Genomic DNA, 19,723 nt, shown 5'->3' with positions numbered 1-19,723 from the left:
AAAATGAGATTAATGATTTCTGGCGGTGGTACTGGTGGTCATATTTATCCGGCCCTAGCTTTAATCAAACGACTTCAGGAACGGCATCTTCTTGATGAAGTCATGTATGTTGGCACTGAGAAAGGTCTTGAAGCAAGAATTGTTCGTCAGGCTGGGATTCCTTTTGAAACAGTCGATGTGCAAGGATTTCGTCGCAAACTAACTTTTGATAATTTTAAGACGATCACGAAGTTTCAAAAGAGTATTAAACGCGCACGTCAACTAATTAAGGATTTTCAACCCGATGTTGTTGTGGGAACTGGTGGCTATGTTTGTGCGCCAGTTGTCTATGCGGCCAGTCGGCTAAATATTCCAACATTGATTCACGAACAGAATTCAGTTGCGGGGCTTTCTAATAAATTCCTTGCTCATTATGTGGATCGAATTGCCTATGTATTTCCAGAAGTAGCACATCAATTTACGGAAAAGAAAAAATTAGTTCAAACTGGTAACCCACGTGCCCAAGAAGTATCCACTTTAAAGCCACAAGGTATGTTGGCAGATTTGGGATTACGAGTTGATTTACCAACACTATTAATTGTTGGTGGTAGTCGCGGTGCCGCGCCTCTGAATAAGGCAATGATTGCGGCTATTCCAGAATTTTCGGAAAAGTCTTATCAAATTTTATTTATTACTGGTCGGGCGCTTTACGACCAAGTAAAGGATAATGTGGGGCCTTTGACCGAAAAATCAAATATCAAGATCGTGCCTTACTTAGATAATTTAAGCCAATTGTTACCGGAAATTTCAGTTTTATGTGGTCGTAGCGGTGCGACTACCTTAGCTGAGGTAACGGCCTTGGGAATTCCGTCGATTCTAGTGCCAAGTCCGTACGTGACACATGATCATCAAAATAAAAATGCTGATTATCTTGTTTCCAATTATGCAGCAATTTTACTGCCAGAGGTAGAATTAAACGGTCGCTCATTGGTGGCGGCGGCTGATCACATTTTGTTGGATTCGGATGTATGGCAACAAATGCATCAAGCTGCCTTAAAATTAGCAACGCCTGATGCCAGTGATCAGTTGATCAAGGTTTTAGAGGCACTAATTTATGAACATCGACAGGCTTAGCTAAGTAAACTATTGGGGAGGTGGGTAACTTGGTTAAAAAAAATCGTCCGACAAAGGTTGCCCAACAAGACCCTAATTCAACGATTCAGGTCTGGGAGTCATTTCAGAAACGGTTTCAAAATAAGCAAGCTCATACTCGCAAGCAGCCAGTAACACGCAAATTACCACAATTACAAAAACATCGTCGCTGGCAACTCATCTGGCATCTTTTAATAATTATTTTGATTTTTGGAAATTTATTAGTTGGTTTGCTTTATTATGTCTCGCCGTTGGCCCATGTAGGCGAGCTATCAGTAACTGGTGTAAAAATTACGGCGGCGCAAGATGTCATTAATGCCAGTCGTTTGTCACAAAAATCTTATGTGGTGCCGACTATTTTACAACAAAAGAAAATTACGCAACAAATGCAAAAAAAGATTCCTGCTTTAAAACAGGTCAAAATTAAATTTAGCCAGTGGAATCATGGTCGAATTGAGGTTGTTGAGCAAGAAACAGTTGGTTTTTTTGCTAAAAAGAATGGCTATCAACGTATTTTCAGCAATGGTGCCGTTGATCGAGAGATACTTAGTAAACCAATTGGTAATTTTCCAGTTTATGCCGGGTTCAAAGCTGGCGCAACTTTAGATCAGGTAGTCAAGCTTTATGCCAAGATGCCCAATCAGATTCAAAATGCGATTTCAGAAATTAAAGCCGATCCCAGTAAGAGTAACCCTTATCGTATTCATTTATATATGAATGATGGTAATGAGGTGTTGGCAGATTCTCGGACAGTGATTAGTCGCTTGAAGTATTATGGCAATATTGTGAGTCAGACGAAAGAAAAAGGTGTGGTTGATTTAGAGGTTGGGGCATTCTTCGTGCCTTTTGCTAAACAGTAGTTTCTAAATGGCCGCATCAAGTCGTGAATGTCTGACAACGCAATTATTTTTGTTTATTTGCTAAGGAAACCTAAAGTTATTCCCTAAAACTAGGAATAACAGTTTATTATCAAGCTTGCGGTGTGGTAAACTTTAAGAAGTACTAAATTTTTTTTGAAAATGAATAATATAAAGAAAAATCGGGGAGGCTTTATTGATGAATAAAGCACAAGTATATGTGGGCCTCGATATTGGCACAACTGCGATTCGCGTGATTGTCGGGGAGGCTGTCAATAGTCAGCTCAATGTGATCGGCGTTGGTAGTGAACGATCACAAGGGTTGAAAGACGGTGTCATCGTCGACATTGACAAGGTTGTAACTGCAACTAAAAAGGCAGTTCAACAAGCACAAACGAAAGCTAATTTGAAATTCGATCAAGTTGTTGTTGGTATTCCCGCAAAAGATTTGACCATTGAACCAGCTCGAGGCATGGTGATCGTTGCGAATCAGCCTAAAGAAGTCACTGAAGTTGAAGTATTTAATGTCGCCACTGCTACATTGTCACGGAGCGTGCCACCTGAGCGAGAAATCATTGGCATTACGCCGGAACAGTTCATTGTTGATGGTCAATCGAATATTATTGATCCACGAGGCATGAGTGCGGTTCGCATTGAATTAGAGGCACTCGTTTACTCAGTGCCACGGATTGTTGTCAATAACATTCGTAAAGTCCTTGAAAAAGTTGGCTTAAAATTAAAACATTTTGTTTTGAATCCACTAGCTTTAGCCCAAGTAGCTTTAAATGATGGTGAACAGGATTTTGGTACGGTTCTGATTGATATGGGTGGTTCTCAGTCTAGTGCTTATGTCATTCATGATCACCAATTGAAGTTTGTAAGTGTTGATGATGAAGGTGGCATGAATGCGACTAAAGACGTGTCAATTGTGTTAAACACTTCGGTTAGCAACGCTGAGAAGCTTAAACGAGACTATGGTATTGCCGATCCCGATCAGACCTCAGCCAGTGAAAAATTCCCAGTGACTGTCGTTGGTAAAGATGATCCAGTTATGGTTGATGAAACTTATTTATCGGAGATTCTTGAGGCACGTTTTGAGCAAATTTTCCAGCGCTTGGATCATACTTTAGAACAGGTCAATGCGCTTGATTTACCAGGCGGTATTGTTTTAACTGGTGGGGTTGCTGAAACGGCAGAGATAGATTCATTAGCTGCGCGGTTCTTCCCACAAGGTGTTCGGATTTATGCGCCTAAAGAAATGGGCATTCGGAATGCTAGTTTTGCCACTGGCTTAGGTTTATTAGTTTATGCTTCAAGGTTAAGCGAAATCGAGTTACTGGTGACTAGTGTGATCAATAAACGGGCCTTGAATGATACTCAAAGTCAACGGGTTGATGCACCACGCGCTGCAACTAATGATGAACGTGAACAAGACCAAGCTGACGCACAACCAAATCAAGCACAAACGCAACAAAATAGTGCACCTAAAAAGGGTTTGCGTAGTTTCTTTAGTAAATTTTTTGATTAATAAAAGCATTATGACTGTGAATTAGGAGGAAATCGCATGGATTTTTCAATTGATCCCCAACAAACTACTGGTCCAGTAATTAAAGTTATTGGGGTTGGTGGCGCTGGTGGTAACGCCTTGGATCGGATGATCGAAGAGAGTATTCAAGGCGTCCAATTTATTGCTGCAAATACAGATTTACAAGATTTAACTAAGTCAAAAGCCGATATTAAAATTCAAATTGGCCCTAAATTGACTCGTGGTTTAGGTGCGGGTTCCACTCCTGAGGTTGGTCAAAAGGCAGCTGAAGAAAGTGAAGAGGTCATTACCGAAGCACTTAAGGGTGCAGATATGATTTTCGTAACTTGCGGTATGGGTGGTGGTACCGGAACTGGTGCTGCACCTGTCATTGCGCGCATTGCTAAAGATATGGGTGCCTTGACTGTTGGCGTTGTTACCCGGCCATTCACTTTTGAGGGTCCTGATCGGAGCCGTTTTGCTGCCGAAGGTATTGCTGAATTAAAGCAGCATGTTGATACATTAGTGATTATTTCCAATAACCGGTTATTAGAGATCATTGACAAAAAGACGCCATTGAATGAAGCATTCCATGAAGCTGATAATGTTTTACGCCAAGGTGTTCAAGGTATCTCTGATTTGATCACTGCACCTGGTATCGTTAACTTGGACTTTGCCGACGTTACGAATGTGATGCAAAATCAAGGTTCAGCCTTAATGGGTGTCGGTTCTGCTAACGGCGAAAATCGAATTACTGAGGCAACGAAGAAGGCTATTTCATCACCATTATTGGAAGTTTCAATCGAAGGTGCCAATAAAGTGCTGTTGAATATTACTGGCGGCCCAGATCTTTCACTTTACGAAATGGAAGCTGCTTCGCAAATTGTTTCTGACGCAGCTAATTCAAATGTGAATATTATTTGGGGGACTTCGATCGATGAAAGTCTTGGTGATGAAGTTCGTGTTACCGTAATCGCAACTGGTATTGAAAATCTCGATACTAATAAGCGTAAACGGGTTGCCGATGTTGCTAATAAGAAAGTGAACGGCACTAAAACAAGTACAGTAAAGGCTGACGAAAAGAACACCAATGCCTCACAAAGTGGTAAGTTTGATTCTGATAGTTGGAATATTCTTAATGCTAAGAATAACCAACGGGAAGATACTGATCAACAATTTGCTGATATTGAAAAACAAGATTTTGATGTTTTCCAAGCCCGGCAGGTCACAGATCAGACCAATAACGATCAAGCTGATGATAATGATGTGCCACCATTCTTAAAACGGCGGCAACCTAGAAAATAGGTTTCGGGATTTAGATTAGTGAGGTGAAAATCATGGCTTTTGAAAAATTAAGTCATTTCTTCGGGATTTCTGATGAAGATGAGTACGATGAAGCGGAATATCAGTCAGAAGCAAATGATGAATCAACGCCGGTTGCACCAACTACGAACAGTACCGCTACTGGTAATGTGGTGGCGATGAATCAAGCTGGTCGTAATGTGGCCCGGAAAATCATTATTTTTGAACCGCGGATATATGCTGACGCAAAAGATATTGCGACTAATTTATTAAATAATCAAGCAGTTATTGTTAACTTTACCCAGCTTGATGATAGTCAGGCTCGTCGTATTGTTGACTTTCTAACGGGGACTGTCTTTGCATTAAAGGGCGAAATTCAACGCGTTGGGGATCAGATATTCCTTTGCACACCACCTAAGTTTGAAATTGAGGGCACAATTTCTGAGAACTTAAAGAATGACCAAGGACTGTAATCATGATGATTCTTGGTGTACTTTATCGCATCTTGAGCACGCTGTTGGAGTTATACGGGATTGCAATTATTATTTATGCGCTGATGAGTTGGGTACCACAAGCATATTCTTCTAAATTTGGTCAGTTTATTGGACGGCTAGTTAGTCCGTTAATGAATACCATTGAAGATCATGTGCCTAGTATTTTTGGGTTAAGTTTTGCGCCAGTAATTGCGTTACTAGTCGTTGGTGGCTTGCAATGGTTATTACGCGTGATATTTAGTTTGTTTTAGATGATGAGGGGAAGTGTGGTTAGTTATGGATAGTGCCGTTTTTCAACATTTTCGTCCCGAGGAACGACCATTTATTGAACGAATCAATGATTGGCGTAATCAGGCAGTCGATGAATATCGGCCAATTTTAACCAACTTCTTGGACCCACGACAGATTTTTCTAGTTGAGTCTGTTTTGGGTAAATTAGATCAAAGTTTTCAATACTGGCAATTTGGTGGTTATAACCAGGCTGAACGGCGCCGCGTTATTTTTGCACCGGGTTATTACACGCCTGAAACTGCTGATTATCAGCTGCAATTGTTTGAAATCAAATATCCGCAGAAGTTTGCTGAGTTATCTCATGGTAAGATTTTGGGAACTTTGATCAATTCTGGCGTTGATCGGAGTCAGTTCGGTGATATTATCACTAATGGTCATGATTGGCAGTTCTTTGGTGTCAAAAATATGACTGATTTCTTCACCGAACAAATCAGCAAAATTGGCGCCATTAATGTTCGAGTTGAGGCAATTTCTGATATGGATGTGCTTGTCCCAAGTAATGATTGGCTTGATGAAACTTTATTAGTCACTTCTTTTCGATTGGATACTATTGTGGCTGATACCTTTAAAATTTCGCGGCAACGAGCTAAGGATTTAATTGAAGGACAACGGGTTCAAGTTAACTGGACAGTTGTGACCCAGCCAGATTTTCAAGTAGATTTGCTGGATATGTTAAGTGTTCGTAAATTTGGTCGCGTTCAATTGCGAGCTGTTTTAGGTCAAACTCGCAAGGAACGCTTTAAAATCCAAGTTGGCACCTTACGCCGGCAGCCACTTAGTGGACAAAAATAGGAGGCAAGCAATGACATTACAACCAGACGATATTCGCAATAAGACTTTTGAAACAAAATTTCGTGGTTTAGATCCAGACGCAGTCAAACCATTTTTGACCGAGATTGCTAGCGAGCTAGGTGAACTACAAGAAAAAAATCAGCAGTTGACTCAGTCGTTAAAGGAAAGTCAAGAACGGGTGGCTTATTTTACTGACTTGAAGGATGCTTTGAATCAGTCGATTATTGTGGCCCAGAATGCTGCTGATCGCGTAAAAAACAATGCCCAACATGAAGCTGATGTTATTAAGAGCGATGCCGACAAGCAGGCCAAGCAATTATTGACTGAAGCAACTGATCGTTCTAATCAGATTCTGCAAGATGCCTCAGAGCGTGCGCGTCATTTGACGATTGAAACCGATGATTTGAAGAAGAATACACGGGTTTTCCATCAACGGTTACAAGTGTTACTTGAGTCACAACTGGCAATGATTAAAACACCTGAATGGCAAGCTTTGCTTGGGCAAGCTGATCAAGGGACAGCTAATGTTGGGGCTTTATTAGCTCAACAGCAAGAACCTGTTGCTTCAGATCAAACTGGTACACCGACGGTCTCAGCAGCACTTGCGCAAAATGATGATGACGCGACATTGCCAGAACATGATGTGATGGCCGCAACTGAGGAAGATTCAGAAGTTGAGACAACAAAAGCGGATACTAGTGAGGCACCAGCGGCTCCAGTCGCAGTACCTTCAGCGGCAGATATTAATTTGACATCACCTACACCAACTGAGCCAACAGCTGACAGTGAAGTTACTTCAGAAAGCGACCCAGCAGCTGCGACCCCTGAGGATGAGTCACCAGTTTTTCAACATCGCGGTAACAATCAACTAGTTCAGCCGGAGAATATCACGTCAACTGATGATCAGAACAATTATGATGGTGTAACGATTGTTTTTCCTGATGAAAACGAGTAGAATATAGACAAGTATTTCTGAAACTAAGAAATTAGTTATTATTTCAAGTGAGTCAGCGATAGTGTGAGGCTGGTAATTAACGGTTAATTTCGCATCATTTCAGAAAATAATTTAAATAGTATTTTAAAGTGGAAAAGGTAACTTTTCAAATTAGGTGGTACCACGGGAATCTCGTCCTATAATTAGGCGGGATTTTTTTATTTGTGATGAAATTAAGACGTGTTGGCATAGTTATTGACTACTGCTTACACATTATATTAGGAGGACTTGGCATGCGAGTTAAAGATACCTTACATCTTGGCAAAACAGCTTTTCCAATGCGCGGTAGTTTGCCTAAACGCGAACCAATGTGGCAACAAGACTGGGAAGAGAATCATGTATATGAACAACGGCAAAAATTGAATGAAGGGAAACCAACCTTTATTCTTCATGATGGCCCGCCATTTGCAAATGGGGATATTCATCTGGGACATGCGTTGAACAAGGTCAGCAAGGATATTGTTGTTCGTTATAAATCAATGCATGGTTTCCGGTCACCTTATGTGCCTGGTTGGGATACACATGGTTTACCAATTGAACAGCAATTAACTAAAAAAGGTATTGATCGCCGTAAAATGCCCCGTGATGAATATCTGGAGTTGTGTCGAAAATTTGCGTTAGAAGAAATCGACAAGCAACGGACAGGATTTAAGCGGTTAGGTGTAGCAGGTGATTGGGATCATCCTTATATTACCTTACAACCGAAGTTTGAAGCTGAAGAAATTCGTTTATTCGGAGAAATGGCGGCTAAAGGTTATATTTATAAAGGTAAGAAACCTGTTTATTGGTCACCGTCTTCAGAATCGACTTTAGCCGAAGCAGAAGTTGAATATCATGATATCAAATCACCATCAATGTATGTGGCCTTTAAAGTGGTTGATGGTAAAGGCATTTTGGATCAGGATACTTCGATGATTATCTGGACCACAACACCTTGGACAATTCCTGCTAATGAAGCAGTTTGTGTTAATCCGCGTTTTGATTACAGTGTGGTTGACGCTGATGGTCACAAATATGTGATTGCTAGTGGTCGACTTGATGCTGTTCAAGAAGCACTTGGCTTCAAAAATGTGGCGGTAATCAAGCAAGTTAAGGGGAAAGATCTTGAATATATGACGGTGCAACATCCTTTATATGATCGGACTTCTCTTGTGATCCTAGGAAATCATGTTACGCTTGATGATGGGACTGGTTTGGTTCATACGGCACCTGGTCATGGTGCTGATGACTTTAATGCTGGTCAGAAGTATCATTTGCCAGTGTTATCTGTTGTGGATGCCAAAGGGATGATGACCGATGATGCACCTGGTTTCGCAGGCGTCTTCTACGATGATGCCAACAAACTCGTTACTGATGCACTAAAGAAAAATGGCGCTTTGTTGAAGCTTAGTTTCTTTACCCATAGTTATCCTCATGATTGGCGGACTAAAAAGCCAGTTATTTTCCGGGCAACTGCACAATGGTTTGCTTCAATTGACGCTTACCGCGACCAAATTTTGGCTCAAATCAAAGATGTTAAATTTAGTCCTGATTGGGGTCAGAAGCGACTTTACAACATGATTAAAGATCGTGGCGATTGGGTCATTTCCCGGCAACGTGCTTGGGGCTTACCATTGCCAATCTTCTATGCAGAAGATGGCACGGCAATTATCACACCAGAAACAATTGAACATGTGGCCCAGTTAATTGAAAAACATGGCGCGATTGTTTGGCAACAAATGTCGGCTAAAGAATTATTACCTGAAGGTTTTAGCCATCCTGGGTCACCAAATGGTGAGTTCACTAAGGAAAAAGATATTCTCGATGTTTGGTTTGATTCTGGGTCGTCACATCGTGGTGTTTTAAGAGAACGTCCAGAATTATCATTCCCTGCAGATTTAATTATTGAAGGATCTGATCAATATCGAGGCTGGTTTAATTCTAGCTTGATCACTAGTGTGGCAACAACTGGCCAAGCACCATATCGCCATGTCTTGTCACAAGGGTTCGTTCTCGATGATAAGGGTCACAAGATGAGTAAATCATTAGGCAATGTCATTGATCCTAATGATATTTTCAAACAAATGGGCGCTGAAATCATTCGTTTATGGGTTGCTTCAGTTGATAGCAGTTCGGATGTCATGGTTTCGATGGATGTCTTGCGACAAATGTCCGAATCGTATCGTAAGGTTCGTAATACGATGCGCTTCATGTTGGCTAATATTGCTGATTTTGATGTTAAGAAAAATCGCTTACCAGAGAACGACTTGCGCGATGTTGATCGTTATTTACTAGCACGCTTGCATGAAGTGAATCAAAATGTGATTGCGGCTTATGATGACTTTAACTTTGCCACTGTCTTTAAACAAATCAATAATTATTTGGTGAATGATCTGTCAGCCTTCTACTTAGACTTTGCTAAGGATGTTATCTATATTAAGGCGGAAAATGATTTAAGCCGGCGGGCCATGCAAACAGTTATCTATGAAGCATTGGTGACTTTAACTAAGTTATTGACACCAATTTTGCCTCATACTTGCGAAGAGATTTGGGGCTTCTTGCAAGAACCTGAGAAGTACGTGCAGTTAACTGAGCTACCAACGGCCACTGTTAGTGCCGCTGATCAAAAATTGTTAGATCAATGGGCTAATTTCATGACATTCCGTTCAGATGTTTATCGTGCGTTAGAACAGGCTCGGACTGATAAACTGATTGGTAAGTCTTTGGAAGCGGCTGTTGTTGTCTATCCTAAGGCTGAGTTAATCCCAATGTTAACTGAACTAGAACCAGAATTAGCAGAATTACTGATTGTTTCTAAATTCCAATTAAGTGAGACTGAAGTGCCAAGTAGCGCGACTCAGTTTGAGGGCTTTGCGATTGAAGTAACACATGCGCCAGGTCAGGTTTGCGAACGTTGTCGTAAGACTTTAACGAGTGTTGGTACTAATCCAGATTTACCGACTTTTTGTGCTGATTGTGCTAAGATTGTGGCTGAAGAGTTTCCTGAAGCAATTACGGAAGGTTTTGAAGCTAAAAAGTAATTAGAACAATTGGTTGATTGAAAAAAGAAGGTATGGCCCTGACAGGGATGCTGTCAATTAGGCCATACCTTTTTTATTTAGGGGGACATCAGTGTTATGGAAGATTATTTGGCAGATCCAAAAGTTCAGTCCAAACGTTGGCTGATTTTAACAGCGGTTGGCATGTTCACCTTCATGTCAACATTGGATGGCAGTATTGTCAACATTGCTTTACCAACAATTAGTAAAGATTTAGGAATTCCCATGAATCAATCTGAATGGGTTGTTTCAGTTTATTTGATTGTTATCTGTGCATTGCTATTGTTTTTTGGGAAGCTAGGCGACATTGTTGGTAAAATTAGAATTTTTCGAATTGGAACGATTTTGTTTGTCTTAGGATCGCTATTTTCTGGCTTTAATCATGGGTTATATTTGTTACTGGCTGGGCGGGCAGTCCAAGCAATCGGGGCAGCTATGACCATGAGTACTAATAATGAGATCATTACTGAAGTTTTTCCGATTCATGAACGTGGGAAGGCTTTGGGCTGGATTGGTTCTTTTGTTTCCTTAGGGAGCATTGCTGGTCCAGGAATTGGTGGCCTGATTTTGGCAAAACTTTATTGGGGAAATATTTTCTGGATCAATGTACCTGTCGGTATTTTAACAATGATCCTGGGTGCTTTTGTGTTACCCAAGGATATTTCTTTTGCAAAAACTAAAATTGACTGGTTAGGGACAATTACTTTTGCCGTGCTGATCATCGGTTTGTTTGGTGGCATTTTTGTGGGCCAGGATACTGGTTATCAGCATTGGCCAGTTATTTGTTTATTTATTTTAGCAGTTCTGGCTTTGGGTATCTTTATTTATCATGAGAATCGGGCGGTTGCACCTATGCTTGATTTTAAGATTTTTAAAAATGTTGATTTCTCACTAAGTTTACTGACTGCTTTTATGATTTTTGTTGTCAATTTCGTTTTCAATGTTATTTCGCCATTTTATTTACAAAATGCTCGTGGCTTGGCGGCAAGTACTGCTGGCTATTTACTCATGATTTTTCCAGTCGTGCAGGTGTTAGTGGCACCAGTTTCTGGCGCTATTTCTGATCGCATTGGTCCTGAAAGCCTAACTTTTTTCGGTTTAGTTTTTATTACGGTTAGTCAGGTTGGCTACTATTTAACGAATTTGCAAACCCCTTTGTGGTTATTTACGGCTTTTGTTGGCTTGGTCGGCTTAGGTAATGGGATGTTTCAAGCGCCTAATAATACTATTGTGATGAGCTCGGTCGAACGACAGGACTTGGGACAAGCAGGTGGTATCAACAGCTTAGCACGGGAACTTGGGATGATTGTTGGGATAACTTTTGCAACGACGATTTTATTCAGTGCTATGAGTCATCAATTGGGTCAGCATGTGACAACTTACTTGCCAAAACATCCGGAAACATTTATTTATGGCATGAAAGTAACTTTCTTAATTTCTATGGGGTTAAGTTTGATTGCAACAATCTTAACTGGTTATCGCTGGTTTAAAGGACGGTCAAATCGAAAAAAATTAGCCGATTAACCTTCATTCAGCATGAAACCGGCGGATAAAGAATTAGGTTATGTCAAAAAGCAGCGTGTGATCAGGGCGGTTAAGTAGAACCGGACCCTGTCACAAGGTGCTTTTGCATGTAGTCAAACTATTTTTAATTATTTGTTATCAATTCGGGGATCAGGAATGGGGTCAACTTCTTTGTGAGTGCGATAATCAGTTGCAGTTTCACCGCGACTATAAGCCAACAAATGTGCCTTCAATTCCGATTCCATTTTTTGTAATTCTCCTTCAGCTGCTTGCCGTTTCTTCCGACCATCTTGCTGAATTTTCAAGGTTTGTTGCAAGGTTTCAACCAAATCATTTTGAGTTTTTTGTAGTGTTTCGATATCGACCACACCACGTTCATTTTCTTTAGCTGTTTCAATTGCAGAAATCTTCAACATTTCTGAATTCTTAGCTAATAAATCATTGGTTGTTTGTGAGACCTGTCGTTGTGCAGTGACGGCATCTTTCTGCCGAAGTAGGGTCAGGGCGATTGCAACTTGATTCTTCCATAATGGAATAGCCGTATTGATTGAAGCTTGGATTTTTTCCGCTAAAGCTTGATTGGTTCCTTGAATCAGGCGGATTTGCGGTGCTTGCTGAATTGTAATTTGACGAGCCAGCTCTAAATCATGGGTCCGTTTTTCCAATCGATCAGCAAATTGTTTTAAATCGTTAGCTTCTTGAACTTGCATTTGATCACCAGATGCTTCAGCGGCCGCCAGTAATTTAGGAATATCATTTTCTTCCAAATCTTTCAGTTTGACTTTTCCTGCGGCAATATAAACATTTAAGGCATCGAAGTAAGCCTTATTTTGGTCATAAAGCCCATTTAACATTTTATTATCTAATAATAAATCATTTTTTTGATGGTCAAGTTTAGTGGCGATTGAATCAATTTGCGCACCAATTTTTTGATACTTAGCCGTTAATTCGTAAACTGAGCGTTTAACTTTGCCAAAGATTTTACGGAAAACATTGTTATTTTCAGCTTCTAATTCACTGGGATTGGCTTCATTAAGGCGATACATTAAATCAGTTAAGCCATTGCCAATCTCACCAGTTTGCTGGCTTTGCACTTGATCAAGCATTTTTTGAGAGAAAGCCGATAATTGTTTTTGGGCGTTAGCACCATAATTAAGGACGGCCGCCTGATTTTTAGTGTCAATTTGTTTGACCAAAGCAGCTGCTTGTTGCTTTTGAGTCTCATTTAAACGATCAAGGGCTGCAGTTTCATCAGCAGCCTTAGTGGCCGCCGCTTGGTTATCACTGGCAGTTAAATCCCCATGATCGGCGAATGGATCGGCCAGCAAATCATCATATAAATTACTGTTATCTGTTTGATTATTTTCCGTCATCGTGATTTTCATCACTTTCTTCAGTTGTGTCAGCTGAGTGCTCATTTACTTCCGGCTGCGTTGTGTTCGCAGCGTTATTTTCTGCGGAAGTTGCATCCTTTTCAGCTTGGGTGGACAAATAGTCATGTTGGATTTGATTGAGTTCGGCTTGCATTTGGGCAATAGTTTGATCACTTTGACTACTGAAATCAGGCTGATCATGATTATCATTAACTGAATCTAACGTTGATTTTAAATCAGTGACATCTTCAGAAACAAAGTCGAGATAATCGTGCTTAATTTGTTCACTTAAGGCAGCTAACATTTCCACACTCCGGTCCAATACTGCGTAAGTATCACTAGTCTTCAATTCGTGATGGCTAATTTCTTGATACTTTTTCGCAATTTGAAGGCTAGTTGGTAAGTGCTTGTAAAGGAATGGTGCCGCTTCTTGTAAATGATCTGGTTCTTTAACTAAAGCAGCAAATAACGCTTTACTTAAGTCGATTGTATCGTGATTAAGGTTAATTGCTCGTAATTTGGGTACTTCTTGCATCGTCGTCTCTAGGGCAACGATTTCTTTTTTTGCTTCGGCCATGGTATCACGGAAAACTTTAATTTCAGCATCACTTAAACCAGCTTGTTGGTAATGAGTTAGCATCTGCTTACTTATTGGTGTATCGAAACTATCACCTTGGTTGCGTGACTTTTCCCGCCGACCACGGTGATTAAACAATAACAAGGCAAGACCAATCAAAGTGAAAATTAACATTGCTTGAAAGCTATCGTGGTCATCATAAGCCAATACAGTACAACTGGCGAAGATAATCACCCAGGCCGTAAATAAAACACGCATTATTTTTTTAAATGTCATCATAAACCTCCATCTCACTCAATCACTACCTTGATTCTATCATAATTTCCCTAAAGCTGAATAAGGCTAAGGATTGATTTTATTGCTCCGTCTTGAGACGGGACGTTTTACTCGCAACACGACACTGGTTGGATTGTGGGTTAAGCCGATTTTACGATGACAAGATTGGTGATGGTTTGATTGAAACGTGTTTGGGGTGCCAAATGGCTATGGCTAATTTAAATAATCACTCGATCTGCTGCGCAGCTCAAGCAATTATTTGAAATTATCCTACGCCAAAAAATCACCAGCGCTCACACTCTATTCAAAAACGTGTTCGGAGCAACAAATGGCTAGGCCTAACTTGATTATTTGCTCGATCTGGTTGGCACCAGCTCAAGCAAATATTTGAAATTGTACTACGCCAAAAAACCACCAGCGCTCACAACTTGTTGAAACGTGTTTGGGGTGCCAAATGGCTATGGCTAATTTAAATAATCACTCGATCTGCTGCGCAGCTCAAGCAATTATTTGAAATTATCCTACGCCAAAAGACCGGCACCCCTCACACTCTATTTCGAAACGTGTTCGGGCTGGTAAATGGCTATGCTATAATCAAACTAGTCACCATAATTTTTATTAACAAAAAGTAAGCATTTTTAATTTACATTCTGTTCATATTTCGGTATGATATTATTTTATGGGAGTTGGCTAAAAAATGGATTTCACAGAAACAGTCAAGCAAGATCGGGTCCTTTATGATGGTCGGATTTTGCGTTTACATCAGCAAGTTGTCGAATTACCAAATGGTAAAGCAGCCGAACGAGAAATTGTGGAGCATCATGGGGCAGTTGCTATTTTAGCGTTAGCTGATTTAGATCATGCTTATTTTGTGCGGCAATGGCGTGCACCACTGGCTCACGAAACTTGGGAGGTTCCGGCTGGTAAAATTGATCCTCTAGAAACTGATCCGTTGCCAGTTGCACAACGTGAACTAAATGAAGAGATTGGTTATGCAGCCGAACGTTGGCAACTTTTAAGTCGATTTTATAGTTCGCCTGGGTTTGCAACGGAACAGATGTCACTTTATCTGGCGCAAGATTTACAAAAGATTGCCCATAAGCGGTCACTAGACGTCGATGAATTTTTAGAAGTTAAATTGTTTACTTTAGCAGAAATTCAAGCTTATTTAACTTCAAGTGAATTTATTGATGCTAAAACTTTGTTAGCTGTTCAGTATTGGCAGCAGTTAGTGGGAGGCCATCATGAATAAACGCCAGCAACGTTCAGAGCCAGATTTGATTGTGGATGTTCATCAGGCAGATACCGCAACATCTGAATCGGCAGCAACATCAGCACCGTTATCGCGGGTTGCCCGCCAAGAACAACTTCAGCGTCAAGGGCAGACTTCCACTTTTGTCGCCCATCCGAAAATGCGCCGTAAATTAAATTGGGCGATTTTAATTGTGAGTAGCTTAATTGTGATTGTTTATTTGATTTTATTTTTTGTTTAACAGGTAATTGGTTTAATTTAAGGAGGGCACTTATGAAAGTTGGTATTTTAGTTCCAATGGCTGAAGAAATCGGTTTATATCGGCAGCAATTATCAGCAGTCGAGACTGTTGAAATTGGTGGTGCTAGTTTTACGATTGGCAGTTATCAAAGCATTGATTTAGTATTAGCACAATCAGGAATTGGTAAAGTGCAAGCAGCAATGACAGCAACAGTGTTGTGTGACCACTTCCAAGTTGACTTGATTATTAATTCTGGTTCTGCCGCCGGTGTCGGGGCTGGGTTACAGGTTGGTGAGCTGGTTATTGGTGATCGGCTGGTGTACCACGATGTTGACGTGGTCAACGGTGGCGATTATGTGATTGGTCAAGTGCCTAATCATGATTTGTACTTTCAAGCTGATCAGCGGTTAGTCAAAATTGTTGAGGCTGCCGCTGAACAACTCGATTTAAAAGTTGTGACTGGCCTAATTGCGACCGGAGACCAATTTGTGGCCGATCCGCAACGGGTTACAGCAATCAAGGCTGATTTTCCTGGCGTACAAGCTGTGGAAATGGAAGGCGCTGCTGTGGCGCAAATTGCCACTAACTTTGATTGCCCTAGTTTAATTATTCGTGCGATCAGTGACAATGGTGATGATGAGGCTAGTGTTAGCTTTGATGAATTTGTTGTTCAAGCTGGCCGTCACGCCGCCCAATTATTACTATTAGCATTACCAGAAATGCAAAAAGAAATTTAATATGCACTCAATTGCAATGATTGTAGCCAGATGACTTTAACCTGAAATTGTAATTGGGGTTAAGGAGTAAACGTGATTCATGACACACTATTATTTTGACAATGCTGCTACGACACCAATGAGTAGCAGTGTAGTAGCGGCAATGACTGAAGTTTTACAGCACAGCTTTGGTAATGCCTCCAGTACGCATTACTTTGGCCGCCAAGCGCATCATTTATTAGACCAGAGTCGACAAACATTAGCGACTAGTATTCATGCGGCCTCACCGGAGGAAATTATTTTCACTAGTGGTGGGACTGAAAGTGATAATACCGCAATTTTAAGTACGGTCCGGGCTTATAGTGATCGCGGGCATCATATTATTACGACTGCGATTGAACATCCAGCTGTTTTACAAACCATGGCTTATTTGGAACAACATGGTTATGAAGTTACTTATTTACCAGTTGATCAACAAGGTCAGATTTCGTTGGCTGATTTGCAGGCGGCGTTGCGTCCTGACACAATCCTAGTTTCAGTCATGCTTGCGAATAATGAGGTTGGTAGTATTGAACCGATTGCTGAGATTGGCCGTCTACTAGCTGATCATCAGGCTATTTTTCACACCGATGCGGTTCAGGCTTATGGTGTTCTAAACATTGACGTGCAAGAATTAGGCGTTGATTTCTTATCCATTTCTGGTCATAAGTTACATGGGCCAAAAGGGATCGGCTTTCTTTATGCCCGCACCGGTGTAAAATTAGTACCATTTATGCGTGGCGGCGAACAGGAACACAAGCGTCGCGCTGGCACTGAAAATATTCCTGGGATTGTTGGCTTGGCACAAGCTGCTCATGATTTGGCAGGTCAAGAGAAAGCTAAAAAACGGCGGCAACTATTTGCTATGAAACAAGAAGTAATAAATGTTTTAACCGCAGAACAGGTTGACTTTGCAATCAATGGGCCCGATTTAGCTGACGCTGCACCGCATGTTCTAAATATTTGGCTGAAGGGTGTGCCAACAGAATTGGCCTTGATGAATTTAGATTTACGCGGCTTTGCTGTATCGGGTGGCTCTGCTTGCACTGCTGGTAGTTTGGAACCCTCACACGTTTTAATTGCCTTATTTGGTGAACAGGCGCCGCAGATTCGCGAATCATTGCGTTTATCTTTCGGTAGTGAAAATGATTTGGCTAGTGCGCACCAACTAGGGCTGGCAATCAGTGCAGTGGCCCATGATTATTTGCAAAAAAAGTCCGCCGACTAGTCAGGAAGATTGTTCTTGTTGACTGACTATTTGCTATAATGAAACCAGAATATGATCTGGCCAATTTTTTGTTGACCGTGACTTGGAGGAATAAACATGGCAAAAGATGAAGTTAAAGTTTTAGGGGATAAACGGACATTCAAAATTAGTCCTAAAATTAAAGCTTACGCCTTACGTGACGTTGGCTTTACGAAGACCCCACGTGGTGTTTTTCAATTAGAACGACCATTAAGAGGATCTTCACCTTATGAAGCGATTTATAATTTAAAAATGTCAATCAGTGCTGATTTAACGACTTTAAAGATGTCAGTGACTGATCGTAGTGGTATGAAGAGTATTAATATTTTCAAAGATGAAAAAAATGTCGATGAAGTGGAGCAGTTTAACTTCCAAATTGACAATTTGATTGAGCGGGATATCTTAGTTGTGACCGCTTAGAAGGAGCTAAAGAGAAAAGATGGATAATTCAAAAACCCGAGTAGTTGTTGGCATGAGTGGTGGCGTTGATTCTTCAGTAACGGCGTTGTTATTGAAAGAACAAGGCTATGATGTTGTCGGCGTATTTATGAAGAATTGGGATGATACAACTGACTCGGGCGTTTGTACAGCAACCGAGGATTTCGAGGATGTTGCTCGCGTCGCAAATCAGATTGGGATTCCTTATTATTCAATCGATTTTGAGAAGGAATATTGGAATCGCGTGTTCGAATATTTCTTAGACGAATATCGTCATAACCGGACGCCTAATCCTGATGTGATGTGCAACAAAGAAATCAAATTTAAATCTTTTCTTGATTATGCGATGGCAATGAATGCTGATTATATTGCCATGGGCCATTACGCGCAATTACGGCGTGATGACGCTGGCCAGGTTCATTTGGTGCGTGGTGCTGATGATAATAAGGATCAGACTTATTTCTTGAATACATTGTCGCAAGATCAATTGCAAAAAGTCATGTTCCCGATTGGTCATTTACGCAAGCCAGAAGTACGCGCAATTGCTCAGCGGGCAGGTTTAGCGACTGCTAGCAAGAAGGACTCAACTGGTGTTTGCTTCATTGGTGAGCGTGACTTCAAGAAGTTCTTGAAGGAATTTTTACCAGCACAACCTGGTGAAATGCGGACACCTGCTGGTGAGTTGAAGGGTCAGCATGATGGCTTAATGTATTACACAATTGGTCAGCGTTCAGGCTTAGGTATTGGTGGTGGCACTGGTTCTAATGACCCTTGGTTTGTTGTCGGCAAGGATATGAAGACAAATACCTTAATTGTTGATCAAGGTTTCGATAATCCTTTACTTTATGCAACGAGCTTGAAGGCCGTTAAATTATCCTTTGTGGCTGGTCAGGCACCAGCAACTGAGTTCCACTGCACTGCTAAGTTTCGTTATCGTCAGGCTGATGTTGGTGTGACTGTTAAGCTTGATGCTGATGACGCTAGCCAGGCAACTGTTATTTTTGATGCGCCAGTACGGGCAATCACCCCAGGCCAGGCCGTTGTTTTCTATGATGGCGACGAGTGTTTAGGTGGCGGTACAATTGACGTTGCCTATAGTGAGACTAAGGCACTTCAGTACGTTTAATTAACACAGAATAGCACTTCAAGACTGCTCCAATTAGGAAGTAAGTGGTGGTTGCTGGGCAATTTAGCAAAGTTGGTTATCGACCCGACTAACACAAATTCAACACTGCTTATGAAGAAAAGCAACTTGTAAAAACGAACAAAGTCTGTTTGATAATTTTTCTGGTACTAAGTCAGAAACTGTCAAACAGACTTTTTGTAATACTGTTCCGTTGTGACAACAATTTGATTTGTAATTGGCTCAAATCAACGTCGGCCGCGTTCCACAACCAGCAAGCCCGAAATGCAGTCAGACGCAATTCTGTTTTAATACCTTCACCGGAGTTTATACTTTTATACTTAAACCGGCCTGTTTTGTTTCCTTTTGGCAACAACTTACTCGCAAATCTTGAAGAATTTGCGAAACTCAACTAAAATGAAAACATTAACCTAATTGATTGGGGCAAGCTAATTAGTCCTTGTTTGGAATCAATTTAGTAGCGCTGTTGTTGA

General features: G+C 41.0%; 18 protein-coding genes. 16 read left to right on the top strand and 2 right to left on the bottom strand.

All coding sequences use genetic code 11. The annotated features are described in order from the left end of the window. Positions 1 to 3: 3 nt before the first annotated feature. From murG to EKM81_RS04490, 10 genes are all read left to right on the top strand, one after another. Positions 4 to 1,113 (top strand): undecaprenyldiphospho-muramoylpentapeptide beta-N-acetylglucosaminyltransferase, encoded by a 1,110-nt coding sequence (gene murG / locus EKM81_RS04535; protein ID WP_125649000.1) that lies wholly within the window; start codon positions 4 to 6, stop codon positions 1,111 to 1,113. Between the two features lie 29 nt (positions 1,114 to 1,142). Then, positions 1,143 to 1,991 carry a cell division protein FtsQ/DivIB gene (locus EKM81_RS04530; RefSeq protein ID WP_125648997.1) on the top strand — a complete coding sequence of 283 codons (849 nt, stop codon included), beginning with the start codon at positions 1,143 to 1,145 and terminating at the stop codon, positions 1,989 to 1,991. Positions 1,992 to 2,187: 196 nt separating this feature from the next. Next, complete coding sequence (ftsA, locus tag EKM81_RS04525) at positions 2,188 to 3,516, top strand: cell division protein FtsA (protein WP_125648994.1); 1,329 nt, start codon at positions 2,188 to 2,190, stop codon at positions 3,514 to 3,516. A 36-nt stretch (positions 3,517 to 3,552) separates the two neighbouring features. After that, entirely contained in the window at positions 3,553 to 4,818 is a 1,266-nt protein-coding gene (gene ftsZ / locus EKM81_RS04520) for a cell division protein FtsZ (protein ID WP_125648991.1), read from the top strand. A 32-nt stretch (positions 4,819 to 4,850) separates the two neighbouring features. Beyond that, positions 4,851 to 5,288, top strand: a complete 438-nt coding sequence (locus tag EKM81_RS04515) for a cell division protein SepF (RefSeq protein WP_125648988.1) — start codon at positions 4,851 to 4,853, stop codon at positions 5,286 to 5,288. Positions 5,289 to 5,290: 2 nt separating this feature from the next. After that, the gene (locus tag EKM81_RS04510) at positions 5,291 to 5,560 is read left to right on the top strand and encodes a YggT family protein (RefSeq protein ID WP_225420175.1); all 270 of its coding nucleotides are present in this window, start codon (positions 5,291 to 5,293) and stop codon (positions 5,558 to 5,560) included. A 25-nt stretch (positions 5,561 to 5,585) separates the two neighbouring features. Then, positions 5,586 to 6,392 carry a YlmH family RNA-binding protein gene (locus tag EKM81_RS04505; RefSeq protein ID WP_125648985.1) on the top strand — a complete coding sequence of 269 codons (807 nt, stop codon included), beginning with the start codon at positions 5,586 to 5,588 and terminating at the stop codon, positions 6,390 to 6,392. 10 nt (positions 6,393 to 6,402) lie between these two features. After that, the gene (locus tag EKM81_RS04500) at positions 6,403 to 7,347 is read left to right on the top strand and encodes a DivIVA domain-containing protein (RefSeq protein WP_125648982.1); all 945 of its coding nucleotides are present in this window, start codon (positions 6,403 to 6,405) and stop codon (positions 7,345 to 7,347) included. A gap of 272 nt (positions 7,348 to 7,619) precedes the next feature. After that, positions 7,620 to 10,406: an isoleucine--tRNA ligase gene (gene ileS / locus EKM81_RS04495; protein WP_125648979.1), complete on the top strand. Its 2,787-nt coding sequence runs from the start codon at positions 7,620 to 7,622 to the stop codon at positions 10,404 to 10,406. A gap of 96 nt (positions 10,407 to 10,502) precedes the next feature. After that, entirely contained in the window at positions 10,503 to 11,948 is a 1,446-nt protein-coding gene (locus EKM81_RS04490; protein ID WP_125648976.1) for an MFS transporter, read from the top strand. A 128-nt stretch (positions 11,949 to 12,076) separates the two neighbouring features. Here the strand turns inward: EKM81_RS04490 and EKM81_RS04485 are convergent, their stop codons facing one another. Both EKM81_RS04485 and EKM81_RS04480 read right to left on the bottom strand, forming a co-directional pair. Continuing rightward, a complete protein-coding gene (locus EKM81_RS04485) occupies positions 12,077 to 13,321 on the bottom strand; it encodes a toxic anion resistance protein (RefSeq protein WP_125648973.1) in 1,245 nt (414 codons plus the stop codon). After that, entirely contained in the window at positions 13,308 to 14,177 is an 870-nt protein-coding gene (locus EKM81_RS04480) for a 5-bromo-4-chloroindolyl phosphate hydrolysis family protein (RefSeq protein WP_125648970.1), read from the bottom strand. Before EKM81_RS04480 ends, EKM81_RS04485 begins: the two co-directional genes overlap by 14 nt. Before the next feature lie 694 nt (positions 14,178 to 14,871). Here EKM81_RS04480 and EKM81_RS04475 point away from each other — a divergent pair. The 6 genes from EKM81_RS04475 (at position 14,872) to mnmA (ending at position 19,232) form a co-directional block, all read left to right on the top strand. Beyond that, positions 14,872 to 15,426 carry an NUDIX hydrolase gene (locus EKM81_RS04475; RefSeq protein ID WP_125648967.1) on the top strand — a complete coding sequence of 185 codons (555 nt, stop codon included), beginning with the start codon at positions 14,872 to 14,874 and terminating at the stop codon, positions 15,424 to 15,426. Beyond that, positions 15,419 to 15,667: a hypothetical protein gene (locus EKM81_RS04470; RefSeq protein WP_225420174.1), complete on the top strand. Its 249-nt coding sequence runs from the start codon at positions 15,419 to 15,421 to the stop codon at positions 15,665 to 15,667. Before EKM81_RS04475 ends, EKM81_RS04470 begins: the two co-directional genes overlap by 8 nt. A 32-nt stretch (positions 15,668 to 15,699) precedes the next feature. Then, positions 15,700 to 16,404 (top strand): 5'-methylthioadenosine/adenosylhomocysteine nucleosidase, encoded by a 705-nt coding sequence (locus tag EKM81_RS04465; RefSeq protein ID WP_125648964.1) that lies wholly within the window; start codon positions 15,700 to 15,702, stop codon positions 16,402 to 16,404. A 79-nt stretch (positions 16,405 to 16,483) separates the two neighbouring features. Continuing rightward, complete coding sequence (locus EKM81_RS04460) at positions 16,484 to 17,650, top strand: cysteine desulfurase family protein (RefSeq protein ID WP_125648961.1); 1,167 nt, start codon at positions 16,484 to 16,486, stop codon at positions 17,648 to 17,650. Between the two features lie 96 nt (positions 17,651 to 17,746). Next, the gene (locus EKM81_RS04455; RefSeq protein WP_125648958.1) at positions 17,747 to 18,088 is read left to right on the top strand and encodes a DUF1831 domain-containing protein; all 342 of its coding nucleotides are present in this window, start codon (positions 17,747 to 17,749) and stop codon (positions 18,086 to 18,088) included. Between the two features lie 19 nt (positions 18,089 to 18,107). Further along, the gene (gene mnmA, locus EKM81_RS04450; RefSeq protein WP_125648955.1) at positions 18,108 to 19,232 is read left to right on the top strand and encodes a tRNA 2-thiouridine(34) synthase MnmA; all 1,125 of its coding nucleotides are present in this window, start codon (positions 18,108 to 18,110) and stop codon (positions 19,230 to 19,232) included. Positions 19,233 to 19,723: the final 491 nt, after the last annotated feature.

It is taken from the genome of Lapidilactobacillus gannanensis (assembly GCF_003946675.1).
Lineage (GTDB): Bacteria > Bacillota > Bacilli > Lactobacillales > Lactobacillaceae > Lapidilactobacillus > Lapidilactobacillus gannanensis.
Note: the sequence above shows the minus strand (reverse complement) of the source record. Positions and strands in the feature narration are given on the sequence as shown.

Excerpts from the sequence above, each read along its gene's own strand:
- EKM81_RS04475 (WP_125648967.1), top strand. The coding sequence starts at position 14,872 with ATGGATTTCACAGAAACAGTCAAGCAAGATCGGGTCCTTTATGATGGT.
- EKM81_RS04510 (WP_225420175.1), top strand. The coding sequence starts at position 5,291 with ATGATGATTCTTGGTGTACTTTATCGCATCTTGAGCACGCTGTTGGAG.
- EKM81_RS04515 (WP_125648988.1), top strand. The coding sequence starts at position 4,851 with ATGGCTTTTGAAAAATTAAGTCATTTCTTCGGGATTTCTGATGAAGAT.
- EKM81_RS04485 (WP_125648973.1), bottom strand. The coding sequence starts at position 13,321 with ATGACGGAAAATAATCAAACAGATAACAGTAATTTATATGATGATTTG.
- ftsZ (WP_125648991.1), top strand. The coding sequence starts at position 3,553 with ATGGATTTTTCAATTGATCCCCAACAAACTACTGGTCCAGTAATTAAA.
- EKM81_RS04490 (WP_125648976.1), top strand. The coding sequence starts at position 10,503 with ATGGAAGATTATTTGGCAGATCCAAAAGTTCAGTCCAAACGTTGGCTG.
- ftsA (WP_125648994.1), top strand. The coding sequence starts at position 2,188 with ATGAATAAAGCACAAGTATATGTGGGCCTCGATATTGGCACAACTGCG.
- EKM81_RS04455 (WP_125648958.1), top strand. The coding sequence starts at position 17,747 with ATGGCAAAAGATGAAGTTAAAGTTTTAGGGGATAAACGGACATTCAAA.
- ileS (WP_125648979.1), top strand. The coding sequence starts at position 7,620 with ATGCGAGTTAAAGATACCTTACATCTTGGCAAAACAGCTTTTCCAATG.
- EKM81_RS04480 (WP_125648970.1), bottom strand. The coding sequence starts at position 14,177 with ATGATGACATTTAAAAAAATAATGCGTGTTTTATTTACGGCCTGGGTG.
- murG (WP_125649000.1), top strand. The coding sequence starts at position 4 with ATGAGATTAATGATTTCTGGCGGTGGTACTGGTGGTCATATTTATCCG.
- EKM81_RS04470 (WP_225420174.1), top strand. The coding sequence starts at position 15,419 with ATGAATAAACGCCAGCAACGTTCAGAGCCAGATTTGATTGTGGATGTT.
- EKM81_RS04500 (WP_125648982.1), top strand. The coding sequence starts at position 6,403 with ATGACATTACAACCAGACGATATTCGCAATAAGACTTTTGAAACAAAA.
- EKM81_RS04465 (WP_125648964.1), top strand. The coding sequence starts at position 15,700 with ATGAAAGTTGGTATTTTAGTTCCAATGGCTGAAGAAATCGGTTTATAT.
- EKM81_RS04505 (WP_125648985.1), top strand. The coding sequence starts at position 5,586 with ATGGATAGTGCCGTTTTTCAACATTTTCGTCCCGAGGAACGACCATTT.
- EKM81_RS04460 (WP_125648961.1), top strand. The coding sequence starts at position 16,484 with ATGACACACTATTATTTTGACAATGCTGCTACGACACCAATGAGTAGC.
- mnmA (WP_125648955.1), top strand. The coding sequence starts at position 18,108 with ATGGATAATTCAAAAACCCGAGTAGTTGTTGGCATGAGTGGTGGCGTT.